Origin of the sequence: Dermacoccus sp. 147Ba (assembly GCF_004151355.1) — a bacterium.
In the GTDB taxonomy this organism is placed as follows: domain Bacteria; phylum Actinomycetota; class Actinomycetes; order Actinomycetales; family Dermatophilaceae; genus Dermacoccus; species Dermacoccus abyssi.
The window spans coordinates 15184-27611 of record NZ_SEHL01000018.1; the positions used below are offsets into that span (position 1 = coordinate 15184).

13 protein-coding genes are annotated in these 12428 nt (G+C 68.2%); 10 read left to right on the plus strand and 3 right to left on the minus strand.

The window, feature by feature from the left end; all coding sequences use genetic code 11:
* Positions 1-91: 91 nt before the first annotated feature.
* From EVU97_RS14670 to EVU97_RS14685, 4 genes are all read left to right on the plus strand, one after another.
* Positions 92-1282 (plus strand): cystathionine gamma-synthase, encoded by a 1191-nt coding sequence (locus EVU97_RS14670; RefSeq protein ID WP_129666899.1) that lies wholly within the window; start codon positions 92-94, stop codon positions 1280-1282.
* Entirely contained in the window at positions 1279-1623 is a 345-nt protein-coding gene (locus EVU97_RS14675; protein WP_129666902.1) for a hypothetical protein, read from the plus strand. Before EVU97_RS14670 ends, EVU97_RS14675 begins: the two co-directional genes overlap by 4 nt.
* Positions 1624-1732: 109 nt before the next feature.
* Positions 1733-2719, plus strand: a complete 987-nt coding sequence (locus tag EVU97_RS14680; protein ID WP_118913407.1) for an ATP-binding cassette domain-containing protein — start codon at positions 1733-1735, stop codon at positions 2717-2719.
* A complete protein-coding gene (locus tag EVU97_RS14685; RefSeq protein WP_129666904.1) occupies positions 2719-3537 on the plus strand; it encodes an ABC transporter permease in 819 nt (272 codons plus the stop codon). The genes EVU97_RS14680 and EVU97_RS14685 overlap by 1 nt, the downstream gene beginning before the upstream one ends.
* A 78-nt stretch (positions 3538-3615) precedes the next feature.
* Here EVU97_RS14685 and greA read toward each other — a convergent pair whose 3' ends face one another.
* Together greA and EVU97_RS14695 are read right to left on the minus strand one after the other, a co-directional pair.
* Complete coding sequence (greA, locus tag EVU97_RS14690; protein WP_047311771.1) at positions 3616-4110, minus strand: transcription elongation factor GreA; 495 nt, start codon at positions 4108-4110, stop codon at positions 3616-3618.
* A 179-nt stretch (positions 4111-4289) separates the two neighbouring features.
* On the minus strand, positions 4290-4679 hold the full coding sequence (locus tag EVU97_RS14695; protein ID WP_129666906.1) for a DUF4307 domain-containing protein: 390 nt from the start codon (positions 4677-4679) through the stop codon (positions 4290-4292).
* 98 nt (positions 4680-4777) lie between these two features.
* Here EVU97_RS14695 and mca point away from each other — a divergent pair, with 98 nt between their 5' ends.
* From mca to EVU97_RS14720, 5 genes are all read left to right on the plus strand, one after another.
* Positions 4778-5722, plus strand: a complete 945-nt coding sequence (gene mca, locus EVU97_RS14700; protein WP_240730254.1) for a mycothiol conjugate amidase Mca — start codon at positions 4778-4780, stop codon at positions 5720-5722.
* Entirely contained in the window at positions 5722-5955 is a 234-nt protein-coding gene (locus EVU97_RS14705; protein WP_129666908.1) for a hypothetical protein, read from the plus strand. Before mca ends, EVU97_RS14705 begins: the two co-directional genes overlap by 1 nt.
* A 120-nt stretch (positions 5956-6075) precedes the next feature.
* The gene (locus EVU97_RS14710; protein ID WP_047312139.1) at positions 6076-6837 is read left to right on the plus strand and encodes an isoprenyl transferase; all 762 of its coding nucleotides are present in this window, start codon (positions 6076-6078) and stop codon (positions 6835-6837) included.
* A 154-nt stretch (positions 6838-6991) separates the two neighbouring features.
* Positions 6992-8419 carry a PhoH family protein gene (locus tag EVU97_RS14715; RefSeq protein ID WP_129666910.1) on the plus strand — a complete coding sequence of 476 codons (1428 nt, stop codon included), beginning with the start codon at positions 6992-6994 and terminating at the stop codon, positions 8417-8419.
* A 171-nt stretch (positions 8420-8590) separates the two neighbouring features.
* Entirely contained in the window at positions 8591-9016 is a 426-nt protein-coding gene (locus EVU97_RS14720) for a hypothetical protein (RefSeq protein ID WP_129666912.1), read from the plus strand.
* An 81-nt stretch (positions 9017-9097) separates the two neighbouring features.
* Here EVU97_RS14720 and coaA read toward each other — a convergent pair whose 3' ends face one another.
* Positions 9098-10060, minus strand: a complete 963-nt coding sequence (gene coaA / locus EVU97_RS14725) for a type I pantothenate kinase (protein ID WP_240730255.1) — start codon at positions 10058-10060, stop codon at positions 9098-9100.
* 124 nt (positions 10061-10184) lie between these two features.
* Here coaA and glmS point away from each other — a divergent pair, with 124 nt between their 5' ends.
* Entirely contained in the window at positions 10185-12038 is a 1854-nt protein-coding gene (gene glmS / locus EVU97_RS14730) for a glutamine--fructose-6-phosphate transaminase (isomerizing) (RefSeq protein ID WP_129666916.1), read from the plus strand.
* The last annotated feature ends 390 nt before the right edge of the window (positions 12039-12428 follow it).

Here is a 12428-nt window from a genome sequence, read left to right on the forward strand (position 1 = left end):
CGGGCCTCTCAGGGAAGCGAACCGGGGGCTGTCAGCCTATGCGCGGAGTGCCTTTCGCGGGTTGTCAGAGGACGCCACTAGGCTTGCGATCATGACGCACGAGAACGAGCTTGAGTCCCTGGGGTTCACCACCCGCGCCATCCACGCAGGGCAGGAGCCCGATCCGCGCACCGGGGCCGTCGTCCCCGCGATCTACCAGACCTCGACGTACAAGCAGGACGGGGTCGGAGGTCTGCGTGAGGGCTACGAGTACAGCCGGTCGGCCAACCCCACCCGCACCGCGCTCGAGGAATGCATCGCGGCTCTCGAGGGCGGTACGCACGGCTACGCGTTCGCCTCGGGCCTCGCCGGCTCCGACGCTGTGCTGCGCGCTGTTCTGCGCCCCGGCGACCACATGGTCATCCCCACCGACGCCTACGGCGGCACGTTCCGCCTCGTCGACAAGGTGACGCAGCACTGGGGCGTCGACTACTCCACCGCTCCCATCGCGGACCCTCAGGCCGTCGCCGCCGCGATGACGGACAAGACGAAGCTCGTCTGGGTCGAGACGCCCACCAACCCGCTCCTCGGCATCGCCGACATCACGGCCATCGCCGCCGTCGCGCACGAGCGCGGAGCGCTGCTCGTCGTCGACAACACCTTCGCCTCGAGCTACCTCCAGCAGCCGCTCGCCCTCGGCGCCGACATCGTCGTCCACTCGACGACGAAGTACGCCGGTGGCCACTCCGACGTTGTCGGCGGCGCCGTCGTCGTCGGTGACAATGTCGCGGTCGAGGAGTACGCCGAGGTGGCGGCCATGATCCGGTTCAACCAGAACGCGCTCGGCGCCATCGCCGGCCCGTTCGACGCCTGGCTCACGCTGCGTGGCCTCAAGACTCTCTCGGTGCGCATGGAGCGCCACTGCGACAACGCGGAGAAGGTCGTCGAGTTCCTCTCGGCACGCGACGACGTCACGAAGATCTATTACCCGGGCCTGGCCGAGCACCCCGGCCACGAGGTCGCCGCGAAGCAGATGAAGCGTTTCGGCGGCATGGTGAGCTTCGAGGTCGCCGGCGGCATGGAGCGTGCGCTCGAGGTGTGCGACGCGACGAAGATCTTCACCCTCGGCGAAAGCCTCGGCGGTGTCGAGTCGCTCATCGAGCACCCGGGCAAGATGACGCACGCGAGCGTTGCGGGCACCGCGCTCGAGGTGCCTCCGGCACTCATCCGCCTGTCCGTCGGCATCGAAGACGCGGACGACCTCGTCGCCGACCTGCGTCAGGCGCTCGACAGCACGCGATGACCGGCGTCGTCATCCGCCTCGTCCTCCTGGCGATGGCCCTCTTTCTCGCCGTGCGACTGCTGCACCGTTCAGCGGTCGCACGGCGCGAGTGGGCCGTGCGCGACGCTGCGCTCACCCGCGCGGAGGAGTGGTGGGCGCGCACGCACGGCGGCCCGTTCGATCAGGAACGACGCGAGGTACCAGGCGACATCGCGCCGTACCTCGGCCCGAACGGGCCTCGCTCGGAGCTTCGTGGCCCCAAGCCCGACCAGGCCGCATGGGTCTGGGGCTGGATCTGTGTGGTCATCGCGGCGTTCCTCGCCGTCAGCGTTGTCGCACAGTTGAGTTCGGGCAGCGTCTGACGTCGAACTGGACGCCCGTTCACCCAAAAGGGTTGGCCAGAAGGCTCGATGCCCTGAGACCATGGGACAGGCGCTCGTATCCCGGGCGCCTCGACGAACGGAGACACCCGTGCCTCACGCGGTGGAGGCCGAGGGCCTCGTCAAGAAGTTCGGCCAGTCCGTAGCGGTGGCCGATGTCAGCCTCACGGTTCCCGAGGGCACCGTGCTCGGTGTCCTTGGCCCGAACGGTGCCGGTAAGACGACAACCGTGCGCATGCTCACGACGCTCATCCGCCCCGACGGCGGCCATGCGCGTGTTGCCGGAGCCGACGTCGTGAAGCAGGCCGACGAAGTGCGTCGCCGCATCGGCGTCTCCGGCCAGTACGCGGCCGTCGACGAATACCTCACCGGCTTCGAGAACCTCGACATGATCGGCCGCCTGTATCACCTCGGTGGGAAGGCGTCGAAGGCGCGGGCCAAGGAATTGCTCGCCCAATTCCGTCTGGAGGACGCGGCCAACCGCCCGGCCAAGACGTACTCGGGCGGCATGCGCCGCCGCCTCGACCTCGCCGGAGCACTCGTCGCCCGCCCGCCGGTCATCTTCCTCGACGAGCCGACGACCGGCCTCGACCCGCGCAGTCGCGGCGAGATGTGGGAGGTCATCGAGGAACTCGTCTCCGGCGGCACGAGCCTGCTCCTGACGACCCAGTACCTCGAGGAAGCCGACCGTCTCGCGGACTCGATCGTCGTCGTCGACGGCGGGCACGTCATCGCGCGCGGAACGGCCGACGACCTCAAGAACGAGGTCGGGGGAGAGCGCCTCGAAGTGCACCTTCGCGAGAAGGGCGACGTCGCCCGCGCCCGCGAGTTCATGGCGCGTCACGGCTCCGGCGAGGTGGACGCTCCGGAAGGCGGCCGCGAGCTCGTCGTCCCGGTCGAATCCGGCACTCGCGCCCTCGTCGCACTCGTGCGGGACCTCGACGAGGCCGGCATCGAGGTGGCGGACATCGCCGTGCGTCGCCCCACCCTCGACGACGCCTTCCTCTCGCTCACCGGCCACTCGGTCGCGGAGTCCGAGGACGAAGCCGATGCCGCGAGCGAAGGGGGTGAGCACTGATGGGTCACCTCGTGTCCGACGCACTCACCGTCATGCGTCGCAACCTCATCAAGATCAAGCGGGTTCCCGACCTGCTCGTGTTCTCGACGATGCAGCCGATCATGTTCGTGTTGCTCTTCGGTTACGTCTTCGGTTCGCTCGCCGGACCGAACGCCGGCGGCTACCGCGAGTTCATGATGGCCGGTATCTTCGCCCAGACCATCGTCTTCGGCGCCACGATCACCGGTGCCGGCCTCGCCGACGACATGCAGAAGGGCGTCATCGACCGCTTCCGGACGCTGCCGATGCACCCGTCGTCGGTGCTCGTGGGGCGCACCCTGAGCGACGTGGTCAACAACGTCATCGTGCTCGTCGTCATGTCCCTGACGGGCCTCGTCATCGGGTGGCGCATCCGCGGAAGCGTGCTCGACGCGCTCATCGCCTACGCGCTCATGCTCCTGTTCAGCTACGCGATCTCGTGGATCATGGCGTGCATCGGCCTCAAGGTGAAGGCGCCGGAGATCGTCAACAACGCCGCGTTCATGGTGATCTTCCCGCTCACCTTCATCGCCAACACGTTCGTGCCGGCTGAGAACATGCCGAGCGCACTCAAGTGGTTCGCTGGCTGGAACCCGGTCTCCACCATCACGCACGCCGCCCGTGAACGCTTCGGCAACCTCGGCGCCATGGGCGGTGACTCGGCGGCCATGCGCGAGAAGATCGAGTACACGTGGGCGCTGCAGCACGCAGAGATCTACACGCTGGCCTGGGTACTCGTGGTTCTCGCAATCTTCGTGCCACTCGCTACCCGCATCTACGCGCGGGCCGTGGCGAAGTAGGCAGCAGTACCGCCAAGACGACGAAGGAGGCGAGCACCCCGAACGGGTGCTCGCCTCCTTCGTTGCGGTGACGCAGTGTCAGCCGGCGTACGGCTTCGCGTCGATGATCTTGACGGCGATCGACTTGCCGTTCGGCGCGTCGTAGGTGACCTCGTCACCCTTCTTCTTGCCGTTGATCGCAGCGCCCATGGGCGACTGCTCGCTGTAGACGTCGATGTCGGCGGCGTCGCCGGCGATCTCGCGGCTGCCGAGGAGGAACGTCTCCTTGTCACCGAACATCTCGACCGTGACGACCATGCCCGGCTCGACGATGCCGTCGTCGGCGGGAGCCTCACCCACGGTGGCGTTGCGCAGCAGCGACTCGAGCTGGCGGATGCGGGCCTCCATCTTGCCCTGCTCCTCCTTCGCCGCGTGGTAGCCGCCGTTCTCCTTGAGGTCGCCCTCTTCGCGGGCAGCCTCGATGCGCTTGGCGATCTCGGAGCGGCCCGGGCCCGAAAGGTGCTCGAGCTCGGCCGACAGACGATCGAACGCGTCCTGCGTGAGGAAGCTCGACGACGTGGTGGTCTCGCTCACGGTGTACTCCTTGCTGTGTGCATCAGGTTCCACGCGCGCTCGGCGCGGCGTGAAATGAAGGCCGAGACGGCGGCTACCGCGTACTGCGGCGCGCGTCTCGGCCCGGGATCAAACCACCATTTTAACACCGCCCGCCGCGTGGCACGAGATGGCGCATCCGCGTGGCGGCGGCGCGAACGTCACTGCGCCGGCGGGCGTTCCCCCGTGTAGTGGCACTCCTTGACCGTTCCCGAGACGGCGCGCGACGTGGTGCGCAGGACGTCGGAGTATCGCGTCGAGCGGTAGGGGCTGGGCTTGAGCTCCACCTGCTTGGTACCCAGCACGTCGCGCTTGTCGTTGAGCGCAATGATCGTGCACGTGATGGCACGGTTGCGTTCGCTCGGGATGACGTCCCAACGCACCTCGATGCGGTCGTCGGAGATGACCTTGAACCCGGCCTGGTTGGCCCTCACCGTGTTCGACGAGGAACTGATGCCGAACCAGGCCGCGAGAGCGGACATGAGGATCACACCGACGATCCCGATGATCCACCACTTGCGTTGTTCGGCCCGTGGGCGTGTAGGGGACACCGCTGCTCCTTTGCAACAATGGGCGACGCACGCTCCGTCCCGGCAGGTTGGCCGGGGCAGGCGAGCTCAGATGTCACCCACACGATACGAGGTACGACGTGACCAGCGGATTCCGCCTCATGGCGGTGCACGCTCACCCGGACGACGAGGCGAGCAAGGGCTCGGCGACGATGGCGCGCTACCTGGCCGAGGGAAACCGCGTCCACGTCGTCACCTGCACCGGGGGGGAGCGCGGCGACGTGCTCAACCCGCGCCTGGCCGACGACCCGCGGGTCAAGAGCGACCTCGTCGACCTGCGTCGCCAGGAGATGGCGGCCTCACGCGACGTCGTCGGGTACGAGCACACGTGGCTCGGCTTCGTCGACTCCGGTCTGCCCGAGGGCGACCCGCTGCCGCCGCTTCCGCCCGGATGCTTCGCTCTCGAGCCGCTCGACGTGACGACCGAGGCGCTCGTGCGCGTCATCCGTGAGTTCCGCCCGCACGTCGTCACGACGTACGACGAGAACGGCGGCTACCCGCACCCCGACCACATCATGACCCACCTCGTCACGATCTCGGCCGTGCGTGCCGCTGGTGACCCGGAGGCGTACCCGCACGCGGGAGAGCCGTGGCAGCCGCTCAAGGTCTACTACGACCGAACGTTCTCCCGCGCCAAACTCGAGGCCTACCACGACGTGCTCGTCACGGCGGGGCGCGAGTCGCCGTACCCCGCGTGGTTGGAGCGCCGCGCCGACCGCCCCGAGGGCCGCATCACGACGCGTGTCGACGCCTCGAAGTGGTTCGACGTGCGCACCAAGGCACTGCTCGCGCACGCCACGCAGATCGACCCCGACGGTCAGTTCTTCGCGCTCAGCGCAGACGAGCAGGCAACGGCATGGCCGATGGAGGACTGGGACATCGCCCTGTCGGCCGTGCCCGTGGCCGAGGACGAGAACGACCTGTTCGCCGGGCTCGGCACCCCTGAGGAGGCCGACGCGATGGCCACCGCAACCCCACCTGCGAAGATGGTCGTGGACGATGTCGTAGAGCGGAAGGAAAGCTGATGGGCGGCAACGAGAGCGTCGAGGTCACCGCAGGGATCTGGGGCTTCCTCGTCCTGTTCGGCCTGGCCCTGGCCTGCTGGTTCCTCTTCCGCAGCATGAATGCGCACCTGCGGAAGATGACGTTCCAACAGCGCGAGCAGGTGCTCGAGAACACGCGGACGGCGGGGGCGCGTTCCGAGGAGAGCCCCGTGCCGCCGGAGGACGACGACCCCATCGGTAGCGCGCGCCACTGACGCCTGCGTTCGTCGCGTGGGTTTCCCCGCCCGCATGGAACCGACGCGCGGGGAACACCCGTCAAACGTTGGTATGTTCGACCCGATTGCAGCCATGACGAGTCAACGGAGGTGAGCCCGGTGCGCGGTCCCGGTGACGTGCTCTACACCGCCTACGAACGTCAGCTCGTCAAGGGGCTTCCCGGTGAGCGCCTCCCGCGTCACGTCGGACTCATGCTCGACGGCAACCGTCGGTGGGCGAAACTGCGTGGCGAGAACACCGAGCACGGCCATCGCGCCGGTGCGGACAACATCGAGCCGTTGCTCACGTGGTGCGACGAACTCGGCATCGAGGTCGTGACGCTCTGGCTCCTGTCGACCGACAACCTCAAGCGCAGCGAGGTCGAACTGGGGCCGCTGCTCGAGATCATCGAGGACGTCGTCGACGGTCTCGCCGCGTCCGGTCGGCGCCTCAACCTCGTCGGTGCGCTCGGACTGCTGCCCGACGCAACGCGTGCCCGGCTTCAGGCCGCCGTCGAGAAGACGACCGACGCCGAAGGTCTCGTCGTCAACATCGCCGTCGGCTACGGCGGACGACAGGAGATCGTCGACGCGTTCCGCGCGATGCTCCTCGACGCCGCCGAGCGCGGGGAGTCGCTCGAGTCGCTCGCCGATCGCCTCACGATCGAGAACGTCGGCGACTACCTCTACACGAAGGGCCAGCCCGACCCCGACCTCGTCATCCGCACGTCCGGCGAGCAGCGCCTCGGCGGGTTCCTCCTGTGGCAGAGCGCCCATTCGGAGTTCTACTTCTGCGAGGCCTTCTGGCCCGATTTCCGCCGCGTCGACTTCCTGCGCGCGGTGCGCGCCTACGCCGAGCGCGAGCGTCGCTTCGGCGGCTGACCGGCGGCCCGGTTCATCCAAGGTTCACCCCTGCGACGGGTGACGAACACCCGGAACGACACCGGTGTCGTTAGCGTCGCAAGGGAGGGGCGAGAACGCCTCTTGCAGCCCTACCGACGGCGGGGCGCACCGACGAGGGACCCGAGGATCGACGATGACTCTGGCGTACTCCAGCACGAACGGGGGCGCCACGGGCGTCCTCAATAGCCAACTTCTCGATGGCCACCTTCTCGAGCGCGACATCACGACGAAGGACGCCGAAACGGCCCCGCGTGACGGCGACGGACGGGCCGATACGGCGACGAAGACGTACGTGCTCGACACCTCGGTGTTGCTCTCCGACCCGCGGGCCGTGCTGCGCTTCGAGGAACATGACGTCGTGCTGCCGGTCGTCGTCATCACCGAACTGGAGGCCAAGCGCCACCACCCCGAACTCGGCTACTACGCCCGCGAGTGCCTGCGGTTGCTCGACGACATGCGCGTGACGCACGGGCGCCTCGACCACCCGGTGCCCGTCGGCAACGGTGGCACGCTGCGCGTCGAGCTCAACCACACCGACCCGTCGGCGCTGCCTGCCGGCTTCCGCCTCGGCGACAACGACTCGCGCACCCTCGCGGTGGCGGCGAACTTCGCGGCCGAAGGCCACGATGTGACGGTCGTGAGCAAGGACCTGCCGATGCGCATCAAGGCCTCTGCCGTGGGGCTCGACGCCGACGAGTACCGCGCCGACGGCGTGCCCGACTCCGGCTGGACGGGCATCGTCGAGCGCACCGTGAGTGCCGACGACGTGGATCGCCTCTTCGAATCCGGTCGCCTCGCGCTCGAGGACATCGAGGACCTGCCGCTCAACACGGGCGTCGTGCTGACGAGCGCCGGCGGGTCATCGTCCGCGCTCGGCCGCGTCATGCCCGGCGGTGTGCTCAAGCTCGTGCGCGGTGACCGAGACCTGTTCGGCCTGCACGGCCGCTCGGCCGAGCAGCGCATCGCCATCGACGTTCTGGGCGACCTCGACGTCGGCATCGTCAGCCTCGGCGGCAGGGCGGGCACGGGTAAGAGCGCGCTCGCGCTCTGCGCCGCGCTGGAGGCCGTCATGGAGCGTCGCGCGCACCGCAAGATCATCGTGTTCCGCCCGCTGTTCGCCGTCGGCGGCCAGGAGCTCGGCTACCTGCCCGGCAGCGAGAACGAGAAGATGGGCCCGTGGGCGCAGGCCGTGTTCGACACTCTCGGCGCCGTCGTGAGCAAGGAGGTTCTCGACGAGGTCATCGCCCGCGACCTCCTCGAGGTGCTGCCGCTCACCCACATTCGTGGGCGCTCGTTGCACGACGCGTTCGTCATCGTCGACGAGGCTCAATCGCTCGAGCGGAACGTCTTGCTCACGGTCCTGTCGCGCATGGGGCAGAACTCGCGCGTCGTCCTGACGCACGACGTCGCGCAGCGCGACAACCTGCGCGTTGGCCGTCACGACGGGGTTGCGGCCGTCGTCGAGAAGCTCAAGGGGCACTCGCTGTTCGCGCACGTGACGCTGACACGTTCGGAGCGCAGCCCGATCGCCGCGCTCGTCACGGACGTCCTCGCCTCCTGACGGCCGGATGATGCACGTCCTGTGAGCCGCTCGAAGTCGGCGGTGTGGCAAATAGCATCCGACGGGATGGAATCTGTACCGTGAACTGCGTCGCGCGCCCTGGGGGTGTGTGGCCGGACGGTGCGTGACGGGGACGACGCGCCGCCGACTCGATGTTGAGGAAGGCTCACTGTGCGTTTGATCCACCGCAAGGGATTCGCGGTCGTCTATTGGGTGGTCGCGCTCCTGGCCACCGTGCTCGCCATCATCGCCGGTGCTCGCTCGGGCGCCGGTGCTGCGCCCGAGTTCAGCGACGGATCGGGTACGAGCGTCGGCTCGCAGATTCTCTTCGGCCTCGGGGGCGCGGTGCTCGGTGGCCTCTTGGTCGCCGCGATCTTCGCCGGGGTCTGGATCGGCCTGTGGGCCCTCGACCGGCGCGCGAACCCCGAGTTCGACGACCGCGACGACTACGACACGCTCGACGACCTCGATGACGACTTCGACGAGGCCGAGCGCGACGCGCAAGACGAATCTGACGACGAGTTCGCCGAGGGAGACCGCAACTTCGTCGACGAACACGACCTCGACGGTGACGGACGCTCCGCCGTTCGCCGCTGACATCCCCCGACGAAGGCCCCGACTCGCGCGAGTCGGGGCCTTCGTCGTTGCCTGGCGCCGGCGCTCCGGAGCCAGGTTGTGTCAGAGCTTGCGCAGTTTGACGCTCTCGACGTGATGGTCGGCGCCCTTGCGCAGAATGGCGGTGGCGCGGTGCTTCGACGGCTGGACGTTGGCGACGAGGTTGGGCAGGTTGATGCTCTCCCAGATCGCGGTGGCACGGTCGACGGCCTCTTCGTCGCTCAGCTCGGCGTAGCGGTGGAAGTAGGAGTCCGGGTCGGCGAAGGCCGTGCTGCGCAGACGCAGGAAGCGGTCGACGTACCACTGACGGATGTCGCTCTCGCGGGCGTCGACGAAGACGCTGAAGTCGAAGAAGTCGGAGACCGTGAGCGTCGAACGCGACGGTTGTCCGGGCGTCGGGATCGGTGGCTGGAGCACGTTGAGGCCCTCGACGATGAGGATGTCGGGCTGACGGACGACGACCTTCTCGTCCGGCACGATGTCGTAGACGAGGTGGCTGTAGACCGGAGCCTCGACCTCGGCCTTGCCGCCCTTCACCTCGGCGACGAAGCGCACGAGCGCGCGGCGGTCGTAGCTCTCGGGGAAGCCCTTGCGATCCATGATGCCGCGGCGTTCCAGCTCGGCGTTGGGGAAGAGGAAACCGTCTGTCGTGAGGAGTTCGACGCGCGGGGTGTCGGGCCAGCGGGCGAGGAGTTCGCGCAGAACGCGCGCCGTCGTCGACTTGCCCACGGCCACCGAACCGGCCACACCGATGATGAACGGCGTCTTCGCGGGGCGCTCGTCGAGGAAGTCGCTCGTGATGCGGTGCAGGCTCTTCGTCGCGCCTGCGTAAAAGTTCACGAGGCGGGAAAGGGGCAGGTAGACGTCCTCGACCTCCGCGAGGTCGATCCGCTCGCCGAGACCCGAGAGGCGACGCACGTCGTCGGACGTCAGGTCGATGGGGCGCGAGTCGTGCAGTCGGGCCCAGTCCTCACGGGTCAGTTCGACGTACGGGCTCGGAAGAGGAGGCAGGTGCGGGCGACTCACCCCGTCATTGTGCCGTAGCCGGGGCGTGGCGGGGAGCCGGTGCGGCACAACGCAGCCCGGCGGGCCGCGCCGCGCGTTCCCGCGTATTCGTGCCGGGGCCGACGCCCCGAGTAGGCTGTCGTGCATGTGTGGAATCGTTGGATACGTCGGCCCGCGCGTCGACGAGCGCGCCCAGACCGTCGTCATGGAGGGTCTCGCGCGCCTGGAGTACCGCGGATACGACTCGGCCGGCATCGCGCTCGTGACCGGTGACCACGTCTCGACGGCGAAGAAGGCCGGCAAGCTGGCCAACCTGCAGGCCGAACTCGAGGCGAACCCGCTGCCCGAGTCGTCGACCGGTATCGGGCACACGCGCTGGGCCACGCACGGTGGCCCCACCGACGCGAACGCCCACCCCCACCGCGGTGGCGCGGACGGCAAGCTCGCCCTGATCCACAACGGCATCATCGAGAACTTCCACCCCCTGCGTAACGAGCTGCTCGCCGACGGCGTCGAGTTCACGTCCGAGACGGACACCGAGGTCGTCGCGCACCTGCTCGCGAAGGCGTACAAGGGTGACCTGAAGGCCGCGATGCTCGAGGTCGTCAACCGCCTCGAGGGTGCCTTCACGCTCCTGGCCGTGCACGCCGACAACGCCGACCAGGTCGTCGCCGCGCGCCGCAACTCGCCGCTCGTCATCGGCCTCGGTGAGGGCGAGAACTTCCTCGGCTCCGACGTCGCCGCCTTCATCGGCTACACGAAGGAGGCCATGGAGGTCGACCAGGACCAGGTCGTCGTCATCACGCCGCAGGACGTCGAGGTCGTGAACTTCGACGGTTCCGCAGCTCAGGGCAACACCTTCCACGTCGACTGGGACGCCGCGTCCGCCGAGAAGGGCGGCTTCGACACCTTCATGGAGAAGGAGATCTTCGACCAGCCCGACGCCGTGCGCGACACGCTGCTCGGACGCACCGACTCCGAAGGTCGCCTCGCCCTCGACGAGATTCGCATCTCCGAGGACGAGCTCAAGAACATCGACCGCATCACCATCGTCGCCTGCGGCACCGCCGCGTACGCCGGCATGGTCGCCAAGTACGCCCTCGAGCACTGGACGCGCATCCCTGTCGAGGTCGCGCTCGCGCACGAGTTCCGCTACTGCGACCCGATCGTTTCCGAGCGCACGCTCGTCGTCTCGATCTCGCAGTCAGGCGAGACGATGGACACGCTCATGGCCGTCAAGCACGCCCGTGACCTGGGCGCGAACACGCTGAGCATCTGCAACACGCACGGTGCGACCATTCCGCGAGAGTCCGACGCCGTGCTCTACACGCACGCCGGCCCGGAGATCGCCGTCGCGTCGACGAAGGCCTTCCTCGCGCAGATCACCGCCTGCTACGTGCTCGGCCTGTACCTCGCGCAGCTGCGCGGCGGCACGTACGCCGACGACGCAAAGAAGGTCATGGCCGAACTGCAGGAGATGCCGGCCAAGATCGACGAGCTTCTCGGCCACCTCGACCGCGTGCGCGAAATCGCCCGCTTCATGGCCGACACGCGCTCGGTGCTCTTCCTCGGCCGCAACGTCGGCTACCCGATCGCCATGGAGGGCGCGCTCAAGCTCAAGGAGCTTGCTTACATCCACGCCGAAGGCTTCGCCGCCGGTGAGCTCAAGCACGGCCCGATCGCGCTGATCGACGCGGGCCAGCCCGTGTTCATCGTCGTGCCCGGCCCGGAAACCCCGCACGGGCTGCACGGCAAGGTCGTCTCCAACATCCAGGAGATCCGCGCTCGCGGCGCTCGCACCCTCGTCATCGCCGAAGAGGGCGACGAGGCTGTCGTGCCGTTCGCCGACGAGGTCATCCGCATCCCGAAGTCGGCTCCGCTGCTCGCACCGCTGCTCGCCATCGTGCCGCTGCAGGTGTTCTCGCTGGAGCTCTCGACGGCCAAGGGCCTCGATGTCGACCAGCCGCGTAACCTCGCGAAGTCCGTCACCGTGGAGTGACCTTCTGTTCCGCTGAAGACCGCGTCGACCCTGTGGGGCGGCGCGGTTTTCGTTTTGTGGGGTTTGGGCGCTTGGGCGTTGGGGGAGCTGACAGCGAGGGGCGGCGGACTGATTGCCTGCGAGGTGCTCAGCGAGGGATTCGCCAGATGGGATGGGGTTGGATTGGGTGCCGGGAGACGTGTCCGCTCGCCTTCTTGGGACACGTCGCTGGTGCTTGGGTTGCCTGTCTTTGGTCGCGGGCCCTGGGTGCTTGCTGCGCGCGTCGTCTTCATTGGCCTGGTTCCTACTCGGGCGATTGGTCGCGCAAGTGGGGACGTATTCGGCTCGGGGGGGTACCCACTTGCGCGATGTTTCTCGCTGGTGGGGTACAGCCACTGTCGGCGGCGGGAC

Coding starts and splice junctions, on each gene's coding strand:
- EVU97_RS14670 (WP_129666899.1), top strand. CDS start 92: ATGACGCACGAGAACGAGCTTGAGTCCCTGGGGTTCACCACCCGCGCC.
- EVU97_RS14675 (WP_129666902.1), top strand. CDS start 1,279: ATGACCGGCGTCGTCATCCGCCTCGTCCTCCTGGCGATGGCCCTCTTT.
- EVU97_RS14685 (WP_129666904.1), top strand. CDS start 2,719: ATGGGTCACCTCGTGTCCGACGCACTCACCGTCATGCGTCGCAACCTC.
- EVU97_RS14705 (WP_129666908.1), top strand. CDS start 5,722: ATGGGCGGCAACGAGAGCGTCGAGGTCACCGCAGGGATCTGGGGCTTC.
- EVU97_RS14715 (WP_129666910.1), top strand. CDS start 6,992: ATGACTCTGGCGTACTCCAGCACGAACGGGGGCGCCACGGGCGTCCTC.
- glmS (WP_129666916.1), top strand. CDS start 10,185: ATGTGTGGAATCGTTGGATACGTCGGCCCGCGCGTCGACGAGCGCGCC.